Below are 22623 nucleotides of genomic sequence, written 5' to 3' on the forward strand. Positions count from 1 at the left end.
TTGCTTCCTGGATCAATAACCTCTGGACTACTGCTTCGGCTTGCTCCGGGGTTAACCTAGTCCCGGAGCTTATTCCCAATTCTTCGAGCTCGCCTTGCTGTCCGGTTTCGGCTACCTGGTAGCGGTTTTGTTCGGTATCGGCCCGCCAGGTGAGGTAAAGGGTGGGCCGGGCTAGGGCAGCGCCCACTGCGTTGGCGGATTGGTAGTAAGGCGGAAGCCAGTGTCGGCAGCCCAGCTTCCGAGCTAGGCGCGGGGCGATGGCGGCGGCTGCCGCCCCGATGCCGATGATCAAATCGGGACGGGCCGTGCGGCCCTGCATGATTTCCCACACCCGGTAAGCCGGCTCCTCACGCCAAGCCTGAAACATGGCTTCTACCGCCGAAGCTAAATCGAATACGAATTGCTCCACCACCGCCTGGGCTAAGCGGCCGAGGCCGGCGGCCTCTCCAGCATCGCCGTCCGCTGGCGTGGTTCCGGAGTCGGGCATCAGGCGGCCTAGGGCGGCCTTAGCCCGGTCCCGGTCCCCTATGCTGGCCTCTCCCAGGTAGCGCAAAGCATCGGTGAGGGTAGGCGCTGGGCCGCCCAAGCAAGCTGCTGGTCCCAGGCGCTCCGGGCCGATGTGCAGATCCAGCCCTTCCCCCTCCCGCCTGACCTGAGAATCTCCTCCCCGGGGGAGAGATCGAACCGCCAGCGCTCGGACGTGGGTAAAGAGCTGGCTTGCACCTGGTGGCGCTCCCGGCCAGGCCAAGGCGGCACCCTTGCTGGCCAGCAGGGGCTGGCCGTTAAGAATTAAGGCCAAGTCGGTGGTAGTGCCGCCGATATCGATTACTACCGCGGTCAATGGGGAGCCCTCGGTTCCCGGTAGCCGCTCTGAGCCCGAGGCGGCTTGGCCCAGGGCCAGCGCCCCCAAGGCGCTGGAAGCTGGTCCGGAAAAGATGGTTTCCACCGGGTGGCGCTTGGCTTGAGCCAGCGGCAGGGCGCCGCCATCGGCCTTAACTACGTAAGCGGGAGCAGCTATACCCCTTTTCTCCAGCGCCGCCTCCACCTGCTCCCAAAATCTTTGGTAAGCCTCCTGGGTTACCGCAGTTAGGGCGGTAGTTGCCGCCCGGCGGGGCAGGTTGAGCTGGCCGCATAGCTCGTGGCTCAGGAATAGCTTCAGCTCTGGGTAGTGCTGGGCGGCCAAGTCCCTGACTTTAAGCTCATGGGCCCAGTTACGGACGGCAAATTTGCCGGCCACTGCTACCCGCTGGACTCCTGCTGCTACCATTTGTCCCAGGTGCTTTAGCACCTCTTCTTGCTCCAAAGCGACTATTTCCCGCCCCCGGTAATCGATGGCTCCGGCTGCTACATGAACCGGCCAGGGGAAGCTAAAGGAGCTGGGATTAACCCCCGGCCCGGGTAGGAGGAGGATAGCTGCTTTGGGCAGATGGCCTTGGGCAATCAGGTTGGTTACCAGGGTAGTGCTAAAGGTTATCCGCTCTAGCGCCCCTGGGTCCATGCCTGAGAGGAGCTCATCCAGCACCGCTGTCAGCACTGAGAGCAAATTATCTTCAGTTGGGCGCTTAACGGTGCGGATTATCCGGCCTTCTCCGATCAAAGCGCCATCGGTATAGGTTCCGCCCACGTCGATACCTAAGAGCACCAAACCCACCTCTTTAATGGCATCTTTAATGACATTATCTCCCATGCCGTGCTAGCTTTAGTATTCGCCACCAGGTTAGCCTTCCCTCTTTGGGGCATATCTTGGATGAAAGTGCATACAATCGTAGAAGAGGAAGTAGCTGCCAAAAGGAGGTAGCCCCATGGAGCGCAAGCGGTGGGTAGCCATGGTCTCCGTCCCTGGGCAAAAGAGCCGATCTTTTTGGGTCGGCGTTGCCCTGCTCGTGGCTTTGCTTTTAGCCCTGAGCTTAATGTTTGGCCCTCTGGCCCTGGCAACTAAGAACTTGGTCCTAGCGGTGGCCGGGACGATTAGACAATTGCCCATCTACAGCGTGGGCACGGATGAAAAGAAAATTGCCTTTTCCTTTGATGCTACTTGGGGCGCGGAACGCACTCCCAAAATCCTGGACATCCTCGACCGCTATCAGATCAAGACCACTTTCTTCCTCACCAACATCTGGCTCAAGGATTATGCTCCCCAGGCCCAGGAAATTGCCCGGCGCGGCCACGAGATCGGTATGCACTCGGCTACCCATCCCCAGTTCACTTCCCTTTCCGAAGCCCAGATGCAAAAGGAGCTACAGGATAACCATGACCGCATCTTGGAAGTGACTGGCAAAAAGCCGAAACTCTTCCGGCCGCCCTTCGGCGATTACAATAACCAGGTAATTGAAGTGGTAAAACGCATGGGCTTCATCCCTATCCAATGGAGCATAGATTCTCTGGACTGGCGGGATTTGAGCGGGACCGAGATTAGCCAGCGGGTACTCAGGCAGGCGGCTCCGGGAGCTATTGTCCTCTTTCATAATGATGGTAAGTACACTCCCGAGGCCCTGCCGGTTATCATTGAACAGCTTAAGGCCGATGGTTATCAGATTGTGCCTATCTCAGAGCTGCTTCTGCCTGGCGATTATTACGTGGATGTGCACGGGGTACAGCGGCCCGCCCGCTAGGTCTCGTCCATGGCGGCGGGCGACGTGCTCGCGGGGCTAAGCCAGCCGCTTCGCCATTGCCGGGGGCGGAGATGGATCCGGGCAATACCGGGGATGGGCCGAAAGCAAGGTAGCTTGGGCGGTTCGCAGCCTATCGAGATCGGATGCGGGGGAGAACAGGTTGATCCAGGCGCTGGCGCCGGTGGATCTCTAGAATTTCGGCCCGCAAGAGCTCAAGCCGGTCGGTGCTAATATCGATCTTGGCGGCAATCTCAGCATCGCTCTTTCCTGCTTTCCAGGCCCGGATGATCCGGCGCACATCCACCCGATATTTTTGGGAGAGCGCCAGGTGGTCAAGTTCCGGCTCTCGGAGGATTCGCTGCCGGCGCTGCTCCACTCTTATCACCTCGCCCTTAACTTCTCCACCCGGGCGGCGGTTCATGAGGCCAGCCGCCTAGTAGTTTTTTTCAGCATGTGCTAAAATTACATGGATATGAACCTCTAGGCACAGGTGGAAAGCCGCTAATGGCGATGCCAATAGTTGAAGCCTTGGCAGCTTATAATGACAAAGGCTATATACCTTTCCATACGCCTGGGCACAAACAGGGGCGGGCCTGGGGATGCTGGGAGTCGTGGGGCAGATCCCTTGGGGGCCTCTGGTCCGGGGGCCTTCGGTCCTGGCCGCTGGCCGGCGAGTTTTGGCGAGCCGATCTTACCGAAGTTCCCGGCCTCGATGATTTAGCTTGCCCAAAGGGAGCGATTGCGGAAGCTGAGAGGCTTTCCGCCCAGGCGTTTGGCGCGAAGCAGAGCTTCTTTTTGGTCAATGGGGCCACGGTGGGCATTCAGGCGTTGATGCTGGCCTGGTGCGGTCCAGAAGATAGGGTTTTAGTTCCCCGCTATGCTCACCGCTCTATCTGGGCCGGGTTGGTGCTAACCGGTGCCCGGCCGGTGTACTTGCAGCCAGAATTGCATCCTCGGCTGGGTTTTCCCTTGGCGATCACCGTGGAAGAAACGCGGCGGGCTTTGCGGGAGGCTCCTTCAGCCCGGCTATTATGGCTGGTGCATCCCAGCTACTATGGTATAACCTCAAGAGCCCAAGCAATTATCCAGGAGGCCCAAAGGGCGGGGGTGCCCGTGGTAGCTGATGAAGCCCACGGGTCTCACTTTATATGGGACCGGCGCCTGCCAGAGCCAGCCCTGGCCTGCGGGGCCAAAGCCTCAGTCCAAAGCTGGCATAAAACTCTGGTTTCCCTGACCCAAAGCGCAGTCTTGCATCTGGGCGACGACCAGTGGGGGCAGGCGGTGGCCGGAGCTCTACGCTTGCTGCAATCCAGCAGCCCCTCTTATCTGCTGTTGGCCTCCTTGGACGCCTGCCGGGAGCTAATGGCCACCCAGGGGCAGAGCATCTGGGGCCGGACGGTGGACTTGGCCTTGGAGGTGCGCCGGCGGCTAGTTCGGCTGGCCGAAGCTAAGGGCCTGGAGCTGGTTGGTGAAGAAGTGTTGACCATTCCTGGGGTAGGGGGATGGGATCCCACTCGCTTGGTGATCTCGGCTGCCCAAGGGTGGGGATTGAGTGGCCCGGATCTGGCCTCGGTTCTCCGAGATGAAGGTATCCAGGCAGAAATGGCCGATGCCCAAAGCGTGGTTCTGCTCGTTACTCCTGGGGATGACGAGGAGACGATTAGCCTTCTTGCCCAGGCTTTAGAGCGAATAGGCCAACGGGCGGGAAAGACCAGGGTAGCAGGTAGCCAGGCTAGGTCATCTAGTGGCCAGGGTTTCCCTTGGTCAGCGCCCTGGCCGCGACCGCAGGTAGCCCTTAGCCCCCGCCAGGCCTACTTGAAACTAAAGTCGTCCCCAGAAGCGCGGGCGGTGCCGCTGGCAGAGGCCCAGGGCTTGGTAGCAGCGGAGATGGTTTGCCCTTACCCGCCCGGGGTGCCGCTATTATGCCCGGGAGAGGTAATCGACCAAGAAGTGATAGCCTGGATTAAGGAGCTTCGGGGCCGAAAGCTCTATTTTCAAGGAGCCAGCGACCCCAGCCTGAAGAGCATTTTAGTTTGGGACAGATAAACGGCCCGCCGCAGCCTGAGCCGGAGCTTTAGGTGGCTCCGCGCAGGATTACGGAGCGGAGGAACAGCGCCCCAGCTGGAAATATATGTTTCTTCGGAGGAGATCGGAGAGCAAGTGGCACGCGGCGCAGGTCGACTAATTACTATAGAAGGTATTGACGGGACCGGAAAGAGTACCCAGGGCCGGAAGCTGGTGGATTTCCTCCGGCAGCGAGGGCATGATGCTCTCCTCACCAGGGAGCCGGGCGGCACCGAAGTGGGGGAGAGGATCCGTCGCCTTTTGCTTGACTGCAATTCCGGCCACATAGCTGCGCCGGCGGAGCTCTTTCTTTACCAGGCGGCTCGGGCCCAGCACGTGCAGGAGGTCATCCTCCCTGCCCTCCAGAGGGGGCAGTTGGTGGTAGCCGACCGGTTTGTCGATTCCAGCCTGGCTTACCAAGGATACGGGCGGGGGTTGGATCTGGAATTGATCCGCACCCTCAATCGCGCCGCCACCGGGGATCTAGTTCCGGATCTAACCTTGCTGCTCGACCTAGATCCGGAGGCAGCTCTGGCCCGGGTGGGCAACCGGGTTCAGGCGGGGACGGACCGGTGGTTTTTCGGCCTCCGGGACCGCCTGGAGAAGGAGGGGCTGGAATTTTACCGCCGGGTGCGCCAGGGCTTCTTGGAGCTGGCCCGGCTAGAACCGGAGCGCTTCCGGGTGATCGCTGCCGATCTCGACCCCGATGCGGTGTTTAGGCGCATGGGCGAGATAGTGACCCAATGGCTGGAGAATGAAAGAATATAGTTTCGCGGAAGATCTAGGCTGAGGACGAAATTATGATTAAGCTTTCGGAGATCCTAGGGCAGGAAAGAGCAGTGCGGCAGCTTGAGCGGGCCTTGGCTGAATCCAAGGTGGCTCATGCCTACTTGTTTTATGGACCGCAAGGAGTAGGCAAGGAGACTACCGCCTGGGCCTTTATCCAGTCGCTGGAATGTAGACAGCTAGGAGCCCGTAGGCTGCCGGCGAATAACCTGCCGGCCCATGACCTTACGGCCCGTGGCATGCCGGCCCATGGCGTACCGCTCCACGACCTTGCAGCCCATGGCTCAACCGATGCCTGCGGGTTTTGCCCGGCGTGCCGCCAGGTGGAAGATGGTAACCATCCCGACGTCACGGTGGTGCGGCCCCAGGGCGCCAGCCTCCGCCTGGCGCAAGTGAAAGAGCTGCAAGGGCAGATAGCCATGAAGATGGTGCAAGGGCCGTACAAGGTGGCCCTAATTGCCCAAGCCGAATGCTTGACTCCAGAGGCGGGCAACAGCCTGCTCAAGACCCTGGAGGAACCGCCGGCAGGAAGCGTATTCATATTAATATCAAGCCAAGCGCACCTGCTTTTGCCCACGATCGTCTCCCGGTGCCAGCCCATCTATTTTCGCCCGCTGGCGGGCGAGGTGGTAGAGCAGGCGCTAACAAGCCACGGCCTAGAGCCTAGCCAGGCCAAGCAGCTAGCGGCTATCGGCGGGGGGAGCCTGGGTCGGGCGCTGGCTCTGGCCCATGATCCGGCGGCTGGGGAACGAGCCCGGGAGTTAGATGCCTGGGTCCGGGATCTGGAGAAAGCGGCCCAAGCTGGGGACCCTAAGGCTAAACGAGCTAAAGCCGGAAATAGGCTGGATGCATCCGGGTGGGCCCAAGCGCTGCGGAGAGCTGAGCAATGGTCGGAGCGCGAGGACCTGGACGAGTTGTTAAACCTATTATCCAATTGGTGGTACCGAGAGATTGTGGCCAGGGAAAAATCCAGGCAGGATTCGGGCTGGGCCCGTCAGGGGTTTAAGGTAGTGGGGGAAGCCATCCAAGCCCTGAATCGCTCAGCCAATAAACGCCTGACTTTAGAGGTTATGTTTCTACGGTTACTGCAGCTTGCTGCCCAGAGACCATTCAAGCTGCACTTGGAGGGGGGATGAGATGGTTCAAGTGGTTGGCGTCCGGTTTAAGAAAGCCGGTAAGATATACTATTTCGATCCTAACCAGCACCGACTGCGCACCGGTGACCAGGTGATCGTCGAGACCACCCGGGGCGTCGAGTATGGGGTGGTGGTGGTAGGGCCGAAAGAAGTGCCCGAAGAAGAGATCGTACAACCGTTAAAAAAGGTAGTCCGGAAAGCCACGCGCCAAGACCAGCAGCGCTTGCGGGAAAAGGAACAGCGGGAGCAGCGCGCCTTTGCGGTGGCCCAAAATAAAGCTGATGAGCGGGGGCTACCTATGAAGATAGTAGGGGTGGAATACGCCTTTGATTTTTCCAAGCTTACCTTTTTCTTTACCGCTGAGGGGCGCATCGACTTCCGGGAGCTGGTGCGGGATTTAGCTGCCACTTTTCGCACCCGGATCGAGATGCGGCAAATCGGAGTGCGGGATGAGGCCAAGATCTTGGGAGGCATAGGTTGCTGTGGCCGGGAGCTTTGCTGCTGTGCGTTTTTGGGGGAGTTTGCCCCCGTCTCCATCCGCATGGCCAAGGATCAGCAGCTGTCCCTCAACCCGGGCAAGATTTCGGGGCTGTGCGGACGGCTGATGTGTTGCCTCAAGTATGAGAACGATTTCTACGAGGCCTGCCGTAGCTCGTATCCGCCCCAGGGGAAGCCGGTGATGACCCCCCAGGGCCGGGGCAAGGTGGTCAACTACAACGTCATCAAGAAAACGGTCACGGTGGAATTAGATGAGCTCAAGGCAGCTTTTGAGTTTCCCCTCTCGGAAGTCCGTCGGATCTGAGTGAGGAGTGCCTCATGCAGCTAGCTCCACAACCAGGCATGAAAAAAGCACGTAGGGGATGCTGGGGCGCTGGTCCGGAAGCGACATTAAGCCGACCCAGCACTCAACTACAAATTGCGTGCGGGTTCTCGTAGAGGCAGCGCAGGTGCAAGTAGGTGTTGCCGGTATGACCCGGTATAAAGCTGAGTGCTGGGCGCCGCAGCCTGAGCCGGAGCTTTAGGTGGCTCCGCGCAGGATTACGGAGCGGAGGAACAGCGCCCCAGCTGGGAATATATGTTTTTTGCAGGAGGTAGGGGCCGGTGAAGTTGAGCCAGAGCTTGGCCAATCTAGAGGAGATTCTGACGGCGGCGTTGGAGCAAGTTCGAGAGATGAAAGCCCGGGCCCGGGCGCTAGAGGAACAAAATGACCGGCTGCGGGAAGAATTATATGTCCTCCAGGGTGCAGGCGAGGCCAAGGCGCACTTGGAGCAACTTTATCGGGAAGGCTTCCATGTCTGCCCCGCCCATTTTGCCCGGCCCCGAGCCGGCCAGGAAGACTGCCTATTTTGCCTGAATTTCCTTCACCACCCCAGGCAAGGGGCAGGTTGATGGCAGAGCCAGGGAAGGACTGAGGTTCAGCCAGAGTAGTTACGGCGGAAACGGGGGCAGGTTGATGGTAGGGGCGAAGAAGAGGCCAGCGGGTGAGGGCACCCTGTTCTTAGTGGGCACGCCCATCGGCAACTTGGAGGACATGACCTTGAGGGGCCTTCGCATCTTGGAAGAGGCGGACCTAATTGCCTGCGAGGATACCAGGCGTACCAAGAAGCTCTTGAGCCATTTCAACATCCACACCCCGGTGACCAGCTACCACGAGCATAGCGGGCAAGGAAAGCTAAAGGAGCTACTTTTGCGGGTGCGGTCCGGCCAAAAGGTAGCGGTGGTATCCGATGCGGGCATGCCAGCCATATCCGATCCGGGGCGGGAGCTGGTGGCCCAGGCGGTGGCCGAGGGCTTGCATTTGGCTGTAATACCCGGCCCTTCCGCTTTAACTTCGGCCCTGGTGGTATCAGGCCTTCCACCGCAACCCTTTACCTTTTTTGGCTTTTGGCCCCGCACCAACAAGGAGCGGCGCAAGCTTCTACAAGAACTGGCCAGCATTCAGTGGACGGCGGTTTTCTATGAAGCTCCCCACCGCTTGGTGGAGACTTTGAAAGATCTGAGCCAGTGCTGGCCGTCCCGGCCAGTGGCGGTGGCGCGGGAGATAACTAAAGCGTTTGAAGAGGTGGTGCGAGGAAGCGCCGAGGAGGTCTACCGGCACTTTTTGGAACATGAGCCCCGGGGTGAGATAACCGTTATCGTGGGCCGGGCTGACCCGGCCGAGGCCGAAAAGGACCGGAGCAAGGAATCCCCCTCAGTCCTGGCCCAGGCCCTGAGGGAAGCCCAAGCCATGGCGGAAGAGGGGTACTCCCTTGCCCAGGCGGCCAAGGCCAGCGCCCAAAAATACCGCCTGTCCCGCCGCACCATTTACCGGGGCCTGATAGAGAAAACCCCTCTTCAGGGTGGGTCTGAGGAGGGGTAGCAGCCGAATCTTGGCTCGTGGGTAGTTGGTTGGCGCTGCGAATTTATACGGCTTCTTGAGCCATGGCCTGCAGGCAACTCTCGCACACGTTTTTGCCCTTAAAAACGTGGACGTTTTCCGCATTGCCGCAAAATACGCAGGCGGGTTCGTACTTCTTGAGGATGATGCGCTCTTGGTCGACGTAGATCTCTAGGGCATCTTTCTGATCTATGCCTAGCGTACGCCGGAGCTCAATGGGGATTACGACTCGACCTAGTTCGTCTACCTTGCGCACGATGCCGGTGGATTTGATCATTTTCTCCTCTCCTTCTCCAAGATTCGACAATATGCTTAGCTAGATAATACCAGGAATACCATTTAAAGTCAACGAATAAAATAACCTTTTGGATCGTTTTAATTACTTTTCAGGTCAACAATTTGGCGTTAACATAGAAACAACTGTTGCTCGAGGAGGCTTAGTATGAGTAAGGCTTATTACGTGACCACCCCCATTTACTATCCTAGCGACCGTTTGCATATCGGCCATGCTCTTACCACCACCATGGCTGACACCTTGGCCCGCTGGAAACGGATGCAAGGATACGACGTTTTTTTCCTCACTGGCTCCGACGAGCACGGCCTTAAGATTGAGCGCAAGGCTCGGGAGCAAGGAACTACCCCCCAAGAATATGTTGATCGAATCGTAGCCACTTTTAAACAGCTCTGGCAAAAATTGCTGATCTCTTACGACGATTTTATCCGCACCACCGAGGAACGCCACATCCGAGTGGTGCAACAGATCTTTCAGAAAATCTATGACCAGGGAGACATTTATAAATCCGAGTACGAAGGTTGGTATTGCGCCCAGTGCGAAGCTTTTTATACTCCTACTCAGGTCAAAGAATTTGAAGGCGGCCTCTGCCCTGACCATGGCATACCGGTGGAATGGATCAAGGAAGAGAGTTACTTCTTCCGCCTGAGCCGGTATGCTGATCGGCTGCTCCAGTATATTGAGGATCACCCCCATTTCATCCAGCCCGAATCCCGGCGCAATGAGATGGTGAGCTTCATCAAGTCGGGCCTAGAAGACCTATGCGTTTCCCGCACCACCTTTGACTGGGGCATCCCGGTACCCACGGATCCCAAGCACGTCATCTATGTTTGGATTGACGCCTTAACCAACTACATTTCTGCGCTGGGCTACGGCAGCGGTGACCCCAAGTTCGAGAAATTCTGGCCCGAGGCCCATCACCTGGTGGGCAAGGATATCGTCCGCTTTCACACCGTCATCTGGCCCATCATTCTCATGGCCGCTGGCATTGAACCCCCTAAGGAAGTATTCGGCCACGGTTGGCTTTTAGTTGAGGGGGGGAAGATGTCAAAAACTAAAGGCAACGTGGTTGATCCCATGGTGCTGATCGACAAGTACGGGGTAGACGCCATCCGCTACTTTTTGCTGCGGGAGATGCCCTACGGTGAGGATGGAGTTTATTCGGAGGAGGCCCTGGTCCGGCGCACCAATACCGATCTGGCCAACGACCTGGGGAATCTGATCAGCCGGAGCCTAGCTATGATCGAGCGCTTCGCCGGCGGAGTGGTACCGGAGCCGGGGCCGGAGGAGGAAGCTGACCGGGAACTAAGGGAGCTGGCCCAATCGCTGCCCCAGGCCGTAGATGTCGCTCTGGATCGGTACGAGTTTGCCGCCGCTTTGGCGGCCATCTGGAAGCTGGTGGCCCGGGCCAACAAATATATTGAAGATATGGCCCCCTGGAGCCTGGCCAAGAGGGCTGGCGCCGGGGGTAGCGCGGCTGGCGCCACGGGGAAAGGTGCGGACAATGGTGCAGCAGCCGGCACGGAGGATGCTGCTTGGGCCCGCCAGCGCCTCAACCGGGTGCTGTACAATCTGGCTGAGACCATTCGGGTGGTTACTGTCTTGGCTTCGCCCTTTATGCCGGCTATGCCGGACCGGGTCTGGCCTCAGCTGGGGATCGAGGGGTCGCCGGAGCTGGCCAGCTGGGAAAGCATCCAGCGCTGGGGAGCCCTTCCCCCCGGAACCCGAGTCCACCGCGGAGAAGCGGTCTTTCCCCGCATCGGGGAGCAAGGGGACGCGGCAGTAGCGGAGGAGCAAGGAGCAAAGAATCAACTCCGACAGACAGCACCAAAAGAGGGAAAAAGACACAAGGAGCATAAGGAGCAACTGGAGAAGAAGGAGGCAGCCCGCGTGACTGAACCAGAAACCGAGCTAATTTCTATTGAGGAATTCGCCCGCCTGGATTTGCGGGTGGCCGAGGTGCTGGCGGCAGAAAAGGTGGAAAAGACCGACCGCCTGCTCAAGCTCAGGGTCCGGATCGGCGATGAGGAACGCACCGTGGTAGCCGGTATTGCCCAGTATTACCGGCCAGAAGAATTGGTGGGGAAAAAGGTAGTGGTGGTGGCCAACCTCAAGCCCGCTACCCTGCGGGGTATAACCTCCCAGGGGATGATCCTGGCGGCGGTAGGCGATGACGGCTTAAGCTTGGTAACCCCCGAGCGGAATCTGGCCAGCGGGGCCAAGGTGAGATGACTTGGAAATGAAACTTGTGGATGTCCATGCTCACTTGACCGACGAAGCCCTGGCTCCGGAGATGGAGGCGGTGCTGGAGCGGGCTTGGGCGGCGGGAGTAGGGGCGGTTATTACCGTGGGCAATGATGAGGAAACCAGCCGGGCGGCAGCTGAGCTGGCTAGGAAGCGAACTGCCGGCCGGGTTGCTGCCGGCCTGGGTACTGGTCTAGGCACCGGCGAGCCAAGTGCTGCCGCCCTAAGTGCTGAGCAAGCAGGTACTCCTTGCCTTCCGGCCGTCTATGCTGCGGTGGGCTACCATCCTCACGATGCCCAAAGCGCTTCCGAGGCTGGACTTAGAAAGATCAGCGCCATGCTTGCGCGGCCTGAGGTGGTGGCGGTGGGGGAGATCGGCCTGGACTACTATTATGAGCTGTCTCTGCCGGTGGTGCAGCGGGAAGTATTCCGCCGCCAGATTCGGATGGCTCGCCGGGCTGGCAAGCCCATCATCGTGCACAGCCGCGATGCCCATGAGGATACTCTAAAGATCCTGAAGGAAGAAAAGGCGGAGGAGGTAGGCGGGGTAATGCACTGCTTTTCTGGAGATGACCAGGTAGCCAGGGCAGTGCTGGACCTGGGCTTCTACATTTCCTTTGCCGGGAACCTTACCTTTAAGAGCGCCCACGTCCTGCGGGAGGTAGCTGCCTGGCTGCCGCTAGACCGGATCATGGTAGAGACCGATTGCCCCTACTTGGCCCCCGAACCTCGTCGGGGCCGGCGCAACGAACCGGCCTATGTCCGCTACACTGCAAACATGCTGGCCCAAATCCGGGGGCTGCCGCTAGAGGAGCTGGCCCGGGCCACCAGCGCCAACGCCTGCCGCCTATTCCGCCTGCCCTTAGCTGAGTTTGTTCGCCGCGATTGAAGCCCTGCACCGCCAAGGCAGCCAGGTGGCGAGGGAATGGCTTAAGGCGGCTCTGTTGCGGGAAGAGGTGGCCATTGTGCCTCCGGGCGGCTCGCCTAAATTTTAGCTTGCGGCGCCAGGGGCTAAATCTGCCGGGTATAAACAATCCATAAATTGGCAATAATCTTCCCTGAACCGGTGCTATGGTTCGCCGGTGAGGGGGAGGGAAAAATGATAATTCCAGCATTGGCTGTATCGGGCCGCCCCTTAAAGGCGGCTTTTCTGATCCTGGTGGGATGCTGGCTGGTCTTGGGGGCGACGCTGACCTCCAGGCAGGCGAGCCTGCCATGGTTGGTAAACCAGGCGGGCCGGGTCCGGCCGGGAATTCAAGAGCAGGCGCCTTGGCCTGGGCCTCAGCCATGGTCGCTTGAGGTATGGGCCAAGCACCGGGCCCAGAACCAAACTCAGATCCAGGCTCAGGTTCAGGCCCAGACGCAGGTGCAGACCCAGGTCCAGCTGCCATCGGCCGGGCCGGGCGTATCCGCCCAACCTAGGGCTAAGAACTCTAGATTGACCTCAGGCTCTCAAGGCCGGGCCGGTCACCCCAGCTCCCGGCATGCCGGTGGCCGAACTTACTCCACCTTGGCCCTTAGAGAATTGCGGGCTAAGGTGGAATGGGCGGACATCCAGCCTTTAGTGGTTCGAAAGCTGTCCATGGAGGCTACCGCTTATACCCATACCGGTAACCGGACGGCAGCTGGCGTCTGGCCCTGCCCAGGAGTTATTGCCGTCGATCCCCGGGTAATCCCGTTGGGGACCTGGCTTTATGTGGAAGGCTATGGCTTAGGACAAGCACTAGATACCGGTGGCCTGATCAAGGGCCGGCGCATAGACTTATTTATGGATAGTGAGCAAAAGGCGGTAATCTGGGGGCGAAGATCGGTGCAGGTCTGTATCCTGCGGCCCCTACCTTAAAGCTAGTACCTTTCAGCCGGACTGCTGGTCCGGAAGTGGCCCCGCTCCGAACTTGGGGCGGTGAGCGCGGAGTCTGAGTCGGCGGCTGTCGAACTGTCCCCGACAACTTCTTAGGGCATTCTAGGTTATCTGCCATTTTGTGCCAAAGGAATCTTGAACTTCATAGCGAATTAACAGAACCAGACATATAGGAGGTGACCCATGGCTTCGGAGAAGGAGAGAAAAACCGGGTGGTGGCTAGCCCGGGCGGTGATTATTTTGCTTACGGCAGCTGCCATCATCTCTGTAAACGCGTGGCTTACCAAGACGGTTACTTTGACTTGTGATGGTAGGCAATGGGAGGTAAATACCAGGGCCCAGACGGTAGGCCAGCTGGTGCGCGAACAGCAGATAACCTTGGGGGAATTGGATGTAGTCGAGCCCGCCCTGAGCGCGCCCCTAAAAGATGGCTTACATATCCAGGTCCATCGCAGCTTCTCGGTCAAGCTGGTCAACGGCGACCAGGCCAAGGTCTATCAGGTGCGGCCGGGTAGCGATGTGGCTTGGCTCTTGAGCCATGCCCAGGTAGCTCTAGGGCCGGCTGATGTAGTAGAGCCGGGTCCCGAGTCACCCTTGGCTCCAGGGACTACGGTCAGGATCACCCGGGTAAGCCAGAAAACCATCAGAGAAGAGCGACCCATTCCCTTTGCCGTGGTTAGGCGGGGCGACCCCGATATGTTTCGTGGCATTGAAAAAGTAATTCAGAAGGGTCGAGAAGGTAAAGAAGTACGAATCTATCGGGTTACTTATCATAACGGCAAAGAAGTGAAGCGGGAACTGGTAGATACTAGCGTGGCCCAAAACCCTACCAATCAAATTGTAGCCTATGGCACCCTGCAGGTGGCTTCCCGGGGCGGGACCAGGTTTACGTTCGATCGGGTAATCGATGTCATTTCCACTGCTTACTCCCCAGCCACCGGGATTTATACCTGCACCGGGGCTAGAGCCCGGCGCGGCACCATAGCTGTAGATCCCCGCCTCATTCCCCTTGGCACCCGCCTCTACGTGGAAGGTTACGGGTTTGGGGTAGCTCAAGATGTGGGTAGCGCGATTCAAGGAGCTCGCATCGATGTTTTCTTTGAAAGCGAGGCCGAGGCGCAAGCCTGGGGGATCCGCCGGGTACGGGTTTACATTCTGCGCTAACCCCTGAGTCCAAGCAAGGTATAACGGCAGGCTGCACAGTAGGGGTACATGAGTAAGAGGATACGCTGGTGCCGGCCCGCTGGTCCGCAAGCGAAATTAGACCGAACAACTAAGCCACCTTAGCTAAGCTATGTGGAAGCGCGCCGGAGGGTAGGACGCCTGGAGCCAGCCACGGACATGAGGTCCGATTGGCCGGGCAGGCCGGCTTCAGTCCATCTTGCCCCTTTAAGCCTTGGGGGGTATAATAATCATGGATTGAGCCGGTTTCGTTTATATTTGAGCCTTTTTTGGGGCTATTGGCTTAGGAAGGGAATTATTTGGACCTTTCCGAGATGCGGCAGCTAGCAGCAAAATATGGTATTTATCCCCGGCGCAGCCTGGGACAGCACTTCCTGTTCGATGGCAACATCATTCGCCGCATAGTGAGGGAAGCCGAGGTAGGCCCCGAAAATGTGGTTTTAGAGATCGGCCCCGGCCTTGGTAGCATGACTCAGGCCCTAGCCGCTAAGGCCAAAAAGGTTATTGCCGTGGAGTTAGACCGGAGGCTGATACCGGCGCTCCAGGAAGCTCTTTGTAATTTTGATAACGTGAAGGTTATCCAGGGCGATGCTTTAAAGCTGGACCTGGAATCCCTGGTCCGCGCTCACGGTACGAGGCCGGGGCTAGCAGTTGGCCTAGAAGCTGGTGGTCGGCAGGAAGAGGTCAAGCCCCAGGGAGAGCCTGAGCCCAAGGCGGAGGCGGGCTCCAAGGATTACAAGGTAGTGGCCAACCTCCCTTATTACATTACTACGCCGCTGGTCATCCGCTTGCTGGAACGGTGTCCCGGAGCAGAGCTTCTGGTGTTGATGGTGCAGGAAGAAGTGGCCGAGAGGCTGGTGGCGGCTCCGGGCACTCCGGACTACGGAGCTCTAAGCGTGGCGGTCCAGTTTTATAGTCAACCTGAACTGTTGTTTAGGGTAAGGCCGACGGTATTTTGGCCCCGTCCCGAGGTAGGTTCAGCGGTGGTAAGGCTTTCGATCAAACCGCGGCTGGAACTTGAGGTTTCCGAGCGAGAGTTATTCTTTCGGGTGGTTCAGGCGGCCTTTGGGCGGAGGCGTAAGACCTTGGCCAATGCCCTGGAAGGCTTGAGATTGGAAGCAAGAGGCCATGCTGCCTTGACTAAAGAACAGGTTTTAGAGTTTTTAGCCAGGGCGGAGGTTGATGCTGAGCGCCGGGGCGAAACCTTAAGCTTAGATGAGTTTGCCCGGCTGGCCCAAGTTATAAGTAGGGAGTCCCAAAAACAGTTAAACGATCGGGGGTGAAAGCATGTATTTCTTCAGTCCTACTAAAGGTCGGCTAACGCTGGATGAGGTGTACCAGGATGCCATAGCTTTCATCGATGAGGATCCCCGGGCGAAATACAAGGTTATTATTGGGTCGGACTCCCAAACGCGGACTGGAGATACCTGCTTCGTAACCGCCATCATCGTGCACCGCATCGGCAAAGGTGCACGTTATTATTATCGGAGGAAAACCCACCGGCGCATGAGCAGCCTGCGGCAGCGGATCTTCTTCGAGACGGCGCTGAGCCTGGAGGTGGCCGACCAGGTGGCCCAGAAGTTGGCTGCCAACGGTCATGCCGAGCTGGACGTGGAGATTCACCTGGATGTAGGTCCCAATGGGGAAAGCCGGGATTTGATCCGCGAGGTGGTAGGCATGGTGGCCGGGAGCGGGTTTGGAGCCAAGATTAAGCCCGAATCCTGTGGCGCCAGCAACGTGGCCGACAAGCACACTCGCTAGCTCCGGCCCGGTAGTTGGCCACTGTGGCGTTCCGACAGCACAAGCCCCATGCCTAGGTCCGCGGCATGGGGTTTGTCTTGCTATAGGCTGTAAATGTGGCGGCACGGCAGGTCAAAAGATACTCTCTATCTGAACTGCCAGGCCGGCTATCACCCGCGACGTTACCGTCCCCTGCTCCTCAGCCTCCTGATCTAGGATGAACTTCCCATCCCGCAGGCAAAAAACTTGTACTGATTTGTGCTGGGGATCAACAATCCAGTACTCACTGACACCCTTCTTTTCATAAACCTTGTACTTGCTCCGCAGGTCGTAGTAACCAGTATTGGGAGAGAGAATCTCCACCACCAGGTCCGGGGCGCCATTGATACGTGTCTCCTCGATGATGGCCAGCCTTTCGTTGGATATAAAAATTATGTCCGGCTGGTAAGTTTCCTCTTCTCCTAGATATACATCGATGGGTGCGTCCAAAACGATACCAAGCTCTTTGTCCAAAACAAAACCTGCCATCTTCAGCTCTAATTTCATGGATACCATCTGGTGGTAGGGTGTTGGTGAAGGTGTCATTACCAGTTTGCCCCCAATTAGTTGATAAGGAGACTGCTCCGGCAGGCGGCAGTAATCATCATAAGTATACCGTGTTTTGCCCACCGCCACTTCCGCCCGAGCAATGCTCATTGTCCTTCACCTCCATTCCCCTAAATTCTCTTGTTCCTGCCGAGCTTTCCCTTATTTACCCTAATTTTACTCGAGGGCTGGAAATCAAGCAAGGGATTAAGGGGCGTTCCTCCTGCTACTCGATTTGGGGTATGCCCTCTTGACACCCGTGCTGTAATGCTGTATGCTGTAAGTACGTAAGTACCGAGGTGATATTGGCATGGAATACAAGTATCGCACCCAACTTTATCTGGACGCAGAACAGTACCAATTTTTAAAGGAACGCGCTGCCAGCTATAATATCAGCATGGCTGAAGTGGTGCGGCAATTGATAGCTAAAGAACAAAAGCAACAGGAAGTGATCGACCCTGGGGATCCCATCTTTCAACTGGGTCAGAAACATATTTCTACCGGACGCAGCGACGGTTCGGTAAATCATGATAGTTATATTTACCGGCGGCATCATGAGGACAAGTGAGCTTCTTTTCATCGATACTTCGGCCTGGATCGCCCTTTATGATCAGGGTGATGCGCACCATGGGGATGCGGTCCGGTTTTTTACTCCTGATAATCTCCGTGCCAAAAAGCTTATCCCTGTAACTACCAACTTTATTTTCGACGAAGTATATACCTACTTTTGCCGGAATCATGATGTGGCTGTAATGATAGGGCAATCATTAAAAGCGAGCAAGGTCCTTAAACTGGTGCAGGTAAGGGAAGCGGATGAAGCAAAAGCCTGGGAAATAGCGCAAAAGTATGGTGACAAGGATTTTAGCTATACGGATTGTACCAGTTTCGCAGTTATGCAGAGACTGAACTGCCATAAAGCTTTTGCCTTTGATAATCATTTCCGTCAGATGGGGTTTGAGGTTGTGCCTTAACTATAGGCGTCAAGGCGTTACTTTAACCATGGCCTGGAGGTGGGAGGATGAAACTGGCCGAAGCATTGCTGGATAAATTATGGCCAACCCGGAATTAAAGGGTTGGCCATGATAGTTGCGGTAGCCTCAGCTGCTATATGGCGAAGACGTGGCTGCCGATGGTGGTTATTACCGGCCGGGACCAGACCCAGCTGCTGTTGGCGTAGGCCGGATTCCAGTAGTAAAGGGCTCCACCGGTGGGATCCCATCCTGCCAAAGCGTCTCGGGCGGCGGCGTAGGCGGTGGCGTTGGGGGTTAAGAAGAACTGGCCATCGTAGACGCAGGTAAAAGCCCAAGGCTCAAAGATGACATCCCGTACCGTTTTCGGGAAACGGGGATCTCTTACTCGGTTCAGTACTACTGCTGCTACCGCTACCTGCCCTGCGTAGGGCTCGCCTCGAGCCTCGGCATAGACCAAGTGGGCCAAGAGGTCTAGATCTTCGCGGTAGTTGGAGCCCCCTCGGGAAGCGGTGGCGGTCGCCGAGCTGTTGGCCGCGGCGCCCGGGGAAGCAGCTTGTCCAGTAGGGATCCAAAGCACTGTGCCCGGCAGGAGGTAATCGCTGCTAAGCCCATTGGCGCTCATGATGGACTGGTAGGAAACTCCGAAGCGCTGCCCCAGAAGGAAGAGGGTATCTCCCGGCTGTACGGTGTATGTAAAGCCACCGTCGCCATCGGGAACCCAAAGCTTTTGGCCAGGATAGATGGTAGTTGTGGTAAGGCCATTGTTCTGCATCATTTGCCAGGGTGAAAGGCCGTAGCGCAAGCCAATCAGGTAGAGGGTGTCACCAGGTTGGACGTAATAGGTGGCGGCTTGGGCTACCCCGGCAAAGGCTAGTACCATTACCGTAGCTAAAACCACAGCGTAAATGTATTTTTGACGTGCCGTCCTGTTAGTAAACATGATGGCCTCCTTCCCCTTATAATGGTTAGGTTAATGCTTGTCCAGTTTTCTTCCCGTACATTCCCCCATCTTTAAGCATTGGTTAAGTTGTCTGGCCATAACTGGTAGGCTTATTATATCGCTTACAGACAACCTGAGTCATTATTAAAAGTTTTCCTTGGTTGGTAGCCTTTTCCCCTCTACCTGAGGCTCGCCTGCACCTTCGCCGCAAGCTCCTCATATGCTGAGAGCAAAGGATAATTCCCACCTAGTTGGGGCTTACATACATCGGCCATGGCCGGAAGGAGAGGGCGGAGTTGACAAATATAGCTGTGAAAGTGGGGGATGTGGTAGGGAGAAAATCCTACCGCCATGACGTTTTCTTCCGAGTCAAGGATATCCAGAGAAGCGAAGGAGGCCCGGTGGCCATCCTTAAGGGCTTGGATGTGCGCCTGCTTGCCGATGCGCCGGTGGATGACCTGGAGGTAAAGCGGCCTGACGAAATCATGCGCTATCGACATGCCTCCATCGTCAAAACCGCCGAATGCCTACGCCGCATCCGGGCCCGGCGCACTGAGGAGCAGGAGGCTTGCGCTTGCGCATCCAGCTCGTCGGTCCACAGCGGCTCGGCGGAGGAGGATGATGGAGAAAGTCATTACCACGTGACTGGCAGGGTGCTGCACTTGGACGGGGATGAAGAATACTTGCAAAAATGCTTGCAGACCTACTCCCAGCTGGAAGTAGTAGCTTACGGGGTGCCGGTGCCAGAGGGGGAACAGGCCCGGCGCCTTCCCGAACTGCTACGCCAGTATCGCCCTGATATCTTGGTGCTGACCGGACACGATGCCTTGTTGCGCAAGGGCTCGGCTGATCGCAACCGGCTCGATAGCTACCGGAGTTCCCGCCACTTCATCGAGGCCGTACAGGCGGCTCGCTCGCTTTGTCCGAGCTTGGATGAATTGGTAATCTTCGCTGGAGCCTGCCAGTCCTTTTATGAGGCTATAATAGAGGCCGGAGCCAATTTTGCTAGCTCCCCAGGGCGGGTGCTGATCCATGCTTACGACCCGGTTTTCTTGGTGGAAAAGCTGGCCTATACCTCCATTTATGCCAAGCTTTCAGCTCGAGATGTGATTACCAATACCATTACTGGTTCAGAGGGCATCGGGGGCGTGGATACCCGCGGGCGCATGCGCCATGCCTACCCGGGACGGAAACCCCCCTATTCCCAGGCGGTCTAAGCAAGCTTTTCCGGTTTTGCGATTGGTCCCAGGGCCTTTGGCTCAGACCTGGTGTGCCCGATCGGCGGGCCAAAGCCTAGTGGTGGGGCGGGCCTTAGGGCCAGTCAAGCTGAGTGGTGGGGCGGGGCAGAGCCCGCCCCGGTAGGGGTCGAAGCGGCAGAGATGGGGGCTGCAAGCGCGCCGGCAAACTGGGGTTGGTTAATTCGCTGGCAAAACTTTTTTAGATGCCGGTAAGCTGCGTTATAATTCTGGAAAAGGAAGCCATAGATAGGCCGGTTCTCGGGCCGGGGTTCGCATATAGCGGCAATGCTGACCATTGGCTTTAGGGCCTCGAAGCTCAGATAAATCCCCAAGCACTAGTAGTGCGATTTCCAGACAGTACCGCATTATGTACAATTTACGGCTATCCTGGACAACCTCTCAAGGAAAACCAGCATCTTTGTGGCTATTTCGCATGGCCGGCATAAGGATGGTCCTTGTACCTACTGGCGGCATAGGAGGCCCTACCGAGGTTCTAATTGCCGGTTTACAAGTATTATCTTTGAGGGTAAAATGTAAACTGATGGGTACTAGTAATGGTATAAAGGGGGTGATTAGCGTGGCTGTGCAAATTGGCGATCGAATTCGGTTGGGTCGAAAACTAGCTGGACTCAGCCTACGGAACTTAGCGGACAAAGCTGCAGTAAGTGCTCAGGCCATCTCCAAATACGAGCGGGGGCTGGATATCCCTAGCTCGCCAGTATTGTTGCGGTTGGCCCGAGCTCTAGGAGTGAAGCCTGAATTCTTTTTCCGCCCGGAGCCCCTATTTGCTTTGATTCCAGCTTACCGGAAGCGAGCGAGGCTTAAAAAAAAAGAACTAGAAGCAGTCTCTGCCCGCATCCAAGAGTGGTTGGAACGATACCTGGAGCTGGAGTATCTAGCTTCAGCACAAGTGAAGTTTGACCGTCCCGCAGTCGGTTCTACTAGAGCCGAATCCTTGGACGAAATGGAGGAAGCGGCTGTAACTGTTCGCCAGGAGTGGGATCTTGGCCTAGACCCTATCCAGAACCTGATGGAACTTCTGGAGGACAGGGGTATCCGCGTAGGGCTGGTAGAGGGGTTTCCTCACTTCGACGCATGCGCCTTTTGGGCGGACGGAGTCCCAGTGATTGCTGTAAAGAAAGACTTGCCGGGAGACCGCCAGCGATTTAATTTAGCTCACGAACTAGCCCACTTACTTTTCCCGGAACCGGGTAATCCGGCAGGCGAGGCGATAGCGCACCGGTTTGCCGGTGCCTTCCTGGTGCCGGCCCAGGCGGTCTACCAGGAACTGGGAAGAAGACGCCAGAGTCTTGGCTACCGGGAACTTTACCTGCTCAAACACAAGTACGGGTTGAGCATGCAAGGTTGGATAGCAAGAGCCCGCGACTTAAACATTATTTCCCCGGAGCGTGCCCGATATCTTTTCCAGGATTTTCGTCGCCAAGGATGGCATAAGCGGGAGCCAGGGAAACAGCTACCACCTGAGGAGCCCAAGCGGATGGAAAGACTGGCCCTGCGAGCGGTGGCAGAAGGCCTGATTTCGTCTTCCCGGGCCGCTGAACTGCTAGGTAAGTCTATGGAGGAATTCCGTTACCAGATGATGGAGGAATACGGTGAGCCAACGACCGACTTATATAACTGATGCCAACATCTGGATTGATCTCCACTTTGGCGATTTAATTGAGGCTGCTCTCAGCTTGCCCTTTCGTTTTCTGGTACCGGATGTGGCATTAGAAGAGCTGATTGTGCCTGAAGGAAAAAGACTCCTCGCTCTGGGACTTGAAATATATGCGTTCGCACCCAACCAGGTCAAGAAAGTTCTTCAGCTCCGGGAAGCACAGCAGTATCGTAAGCTTTCTACTAATGACCTTTTTGTTTTGGTAGCAGCTGAAGACTCAGGGTTTGACCTCATTACAAACGACAGGGCTCTCCGAAGGGCTGCGGAAAAGAAAAAGATAACAGTAAAGGGTAGCTTGTGGTTGCTTGATGAGCTAGTAAGAGTGGTTGAACCGAAACGCCTGGTCCTAGGACTAACACGGATGATTCAATCTGGGAGTCGCCTGCCAGAAGCAGAGTGTCAAAAGCGGTTGCGGCTTTGGGGGCGGCAAGACATAAAAACAACCGGCTAGTTTGCACTTAGCCGGTTGAAAGCTATGTTTTGGGGTGCCAAAGGTGCCATGTCCATGCAGCCAAAGCTGCAGTTGATGTCGGGACCGCACTGCTGGGCTCGGTCCCTAGGCTTAGACCGCCTTGCGTTCAGCTTCCTGCTTAGCCGCGGATTGGCCCGAGCGACGGCTAGCAGCAAGCAGCTGTTGGCGCTTAAGGTGCTCTTCTTCGGCCTGCTTGCGAGCTATTTCCAGTTGCTCGTCAATATCCAGGACCTTAAGCAGGATATCGTGCTTCTCATCCTCCCGGGCTCGTACCCACTGATGCACCAACGTCTCTCTTTCTCGTTGTAGCTCGGTAATTCTGCTCATCCTAAAACCCCCTTCCACCAGTAGCTTGGTTAACTTGCTTTACCCTCGGCTACCCGCCGGTACTGTATCCCTAATCTTCCTCCGCTTTCCTCTCTCCGGTTTCCCATCTCGCAGTCGC

24 protein-coding genes are annotated in these 22623 nt (G+C 57.1%); 18 read left to right on the forward strand and 6 right to left on the reverse strand.

Annotation, left to right across the window (positions count from 1 at the left end; all coding sequences use genetic code 11):
• A partial coding sequence (locus tag H5U02_07715) for a hydantoinase/oxoprolinase family protein (protein ID MBC7342323.1) occupies positions 1-1687 on the reverse strand: 1687 nt, incomplete at its 3' end.
• Between the two features lie 139 nt (positions 1688-1826).
• Here H5U02_07715 and H5U02_07720 point away from each other — a divergent pair.
• Positions 1827-2612: a polysaccharide deacetylase family protein gene (locus H5U02_07720; protein ID MBC7342324.1), complete on the forward strand. Its 786-nt coding sequence runs from the start codon at positions 1827-1829 to the stop codon at positions 2610-2612.
• 130 nt (positions 2613-2742) lie between these two features.
• Here H5U02_07720 and H5U02_07725 read toward each other — a convergent pair whose 3' ends face one another.
• Positions 2743-3033 carry a hypothetical protein gene (locus H5U02_07725; protein MBC7342325.1) on the reverse strand — a complete coding sequence of 97 codons (291 nt, stop codon included), beginning with the start codon at positions 3031-3033 and terminating at the stop codon, positions 2743-2745.
• Positions 3034-3116: 83 nt separating this feature from the next.
• On the opposite strand from H5U02_07725, the gene H5U02_07730 reads away from it, so the two are divergent.
• From H5U02_07730 to rsmI, 6 genes are all read left to right on the forward strand, one after another.
• Positions 3117-4658 carry an arginine decarboxylase gene (locus H5U02_07730; protein ID MBC7342326.1) on the forward strand — a complete coding sequence of 514 codons (1542 nt, stop codon included), beginning with the start codon at positions 3117-3119 and terminating at the stop codon, positions 4656-4658.
• A gap of 114 nt (positions 4659-4772) precedes the next feature.
• A complete protein-coding gene (locus H5U02_07735; GenBank protein MBC7342327.1) occupies positions 4773-5444 on the forward strand; it encodes a dTMP kinase in 672 nt (223 codons plus the stop codon).
• A gap of 32 nt (positions 5445-5476) precedes the next feature.
• On the forward strand, positions 5477-6598 hold the full coding sequence (locus H5U02_07740; protein ID MBC7342328.1) for a DNA polymerase III subunit delta': 1122 nt from the start codon (positions 5477-5479) through the stop codon (positions 6596-6598).
• A gap of 1 nt (position 6599) precedes the next feature.
• Entirely contained in the window at positions 6600-7400 is an 801-nt protein-coding gene (locus tag H5U02_07745) for a stage 0 sporulation family protein (protein MBC7342329.1), read from the forward strand.
• A gap of 299 nt (positions 7401-7699) precedes the next feature.
• On the forward strand, positions 7700-7987 hold the full coding sequence (locus H5U02_07750) for a DUF972 family protein (GenBank protein MBC7342330.1): 288 nt from the start codon (positions 7700-7702) through the stop codon (positions 7985-7987).
• A gap of 64 nt (positions 7988-8051) precedes the next feature.
• Positions 8052-8957 (forward strand): 16S rRNA (cytidine(1402)-2'-O)-methyltransferase, encoded by a 906-nt coding sequence (gene rsmI, locus H5U02_07755; GenBank protein MBC7342331.1) that lies wholly within the window; start codon positions 8052-8054, stop codon positions 8955-8957.
• Between the two features lie 43 nt (positions 8958-9000).
• On the opposite strand, the gene H5U02_07760 is transcribed toward rsmI, so the two are convergent.
• Positions 9001-9252, reverse strand: coding sequence for an AbrB/MazE/SpoVT family DNA-binding domain-containing protein (locus H5U02_07760; protein MBC7342332.1), 252 nt, complete (start codon positions 9250-9252; stop codon positions 9001-9003).
• Positions 9253-9417: 165 nt separating this feature from the next.
• Between H5U02_07760 and metG the strand changes: the two genes are divergently transcribed.
• The 6 genes from metG (at position 9418) to H5U02_07790 (ending at position 16315) form a co-directional block, all read left to right on the forward strand.
• Complete coding sequence (metG, locus tag H5U02_07765) at positions 9418-11499, forward strand: methionine--tRNA ligase (GenBank protein MBC7342333.1); 2082 nt, start codon at positions 9418-9420, stop codon at positions 11497-11499.
• A gap of 7 nt (positions 11500-11506) precedes the next feature.
• Positions 11507-12400 (forward strand): TatD family hydrolase, encoded by an 894-nt coding sequence (locus H5U02_07770; GenBank protein MBC7342334.1) that lies wholly within the window; start codon positions 11507-11509, stop codon positions 12398-12400.
• Positions 12401-12610: 210 nt separating this feature from the next.
• Entirely contained in the window at positions 12611-13354 is a 744-nt protein-coding gene (locus tag H5U02_07775; protein MBC7342335.1) for a 3D domain-containing protein, read from the forward strand.
• Positions 13355-13555: 201 nt separating this feature from the next.
• A complete protein-coding gene (locus H5U02_07780; protein ID MBC7342336.1) occupies positions 13556-14536 on the forward strand; it encodes a G5 domain-containing protein in 981 nt (326 codons plus the stop codon).
• Positions 14537-14868: 332 nt separating this feature from the next.
• Complete coding sequence (locus H5U02_07785) at positions 14869-15837, forward strand: 16S rRNA (adenine(1518)-N(6)/adenine(1519)-N(6))-dimethyltransferase (protein MBC7342337.1); 969 nt, start codon at positions 14869-14871, stop codon at positions 15835-15837.
• 4 nt (positions 15838-15841) lie between these two features.
• Positions 15842-16315, forward strand: a complete 474-nt coding sequence (locus tag H5U02_07790) for a ribonuclease H-like YkuK family protein (GenBank protein ID MBC7342338.1) — start codon at positions 15842-15844, stop codon at positions 16313-16315.
• 111 nt (positions 16316-16426) lie between these two features.
• On the opposite strand, the gene H5U02_07795 is transcribed toward H5U02_07790, so the two are convergent.
• Positions 16427-16990 carry a Uma2 family endonuclease gene (locus H5U02_07795; protein MBC7342339.1) on the reverse strand — a complete coding sequence of 188 codons (564 nt, stop codon included), beginning with the start codon at positions 16988-16990 and terminating at the stop codon, positions 16427-16429.
• Positions 16991-17189: 199 nt separating this feature from the next.
• Here H5U02_07795 and H5U02_07800 point away from each other — a divergent pair, with 199 nt between their 5' ends.
• Together H5U02_07800 and H5U02_07805 are read left to right on the forward strand one after the other, a co-directional pair.
• On the forward strand, positions 17190-17447 hold the full coding sequence (locus H5U02_07800) for a hypothetical protein (protein ID MBC7342340.1): 258 nt from the start codon (positions 17190-17192) through the stop codon (positions 17445-17447).
• Positions 17434-17850: a PIN domain-containing protein gene (locus H5U02_07805; protein ID MBC7342341.1), complete on the forward strand. Its 417-nt coding sequence runs from the start codon at positions 17434-17436 to the stop codon at positions 17848-17850. Before H5U02_07800 ends, H5U02_07805 begins: the two co-directional genes overlap by 14 nt.
• Positions 17851-17983: 133 nt before the next feature.
• On the opposite strand, the gene H5U02_07810 is transcribed toward H5U02_07805, so the two are convergent.
• On the reverse strand, positions 17984-18790 hold the full coding sequence (locus H5U02_07810; protein MBC7342342.1) for a cell wall hydrolase: 807 nt from the start codon (positions 18788-18790) through the stop codon (positions 17984-17986).
• Between the two features lie 305 nt (positions 18791-19095).
• On the opposite strand from H5U02_07810, the gene yabG reads away from it, so the two are divergent.
• From yabG to H5U02_07825, 3 genes are all read left to right on the forward strand, one after another.
• On the forward strand, positions 19096-20007 hold the full coding sequence (gene yabG / locus H5U02_07815) for a sporulation peptidase YabG (GenBank protein MBC7342343.1): 912 nt from the start codon (positions 19096-19098) through the stop codon (positions 20005-20007).
• Between the two features lie 562 nt (positions 20008-20569).
• Entirely contained in the window at positions 20570-21670 is a 1101-nt protein-coding gene (locus H5U02_07820) for a helix-turn-helix domain-containing protein (GenBank protein MBC7342344.1), read from the forward strand.
• Positions 21642-22157 (forward strand): PIN domain-containing protein, encoded by a 516-nt coding sequence (locus H5U02_07825; GenBank protein ID MBC7342345.1) that lies wholly within the window; start codon positions 21642-21644, stop codon positions 22155-22157. The genes H5U02_07820 and H5U02_07825 overlap by 29 nt, the downstream gene beginning before the upstream one ends.
• Before the next feature lie 111 nt (positions 22158-22268).
• On the opposite strand, the gene H5U02_07830 is transcribed toward H5U02_07825, so the two are convergent.
• The gene (locus tag H5U02_07830) at positions 22269-22505 is read right to left on the reverse strand and encodes a hypothetical protein (GenBank protein MBC7342346.1); all 237 of its coding nucleotides are present in this window, start codon (positions 22503-22505) and stop codon (positions 22269-22271) included.
• Between the last annotated feature and the right edge of the window lie 118 nt (positions 22506-22623).

The sequence above is a fragment of the Clostridia bacterium genome (genome assembly GCA_014360065.1).
In the GTDB taxonomy this organism is placed as follows: domain Bacteria; phylum Bacillota; class DSM-521; order Neomoorellales; family JACIYF01; genus JACIYF01.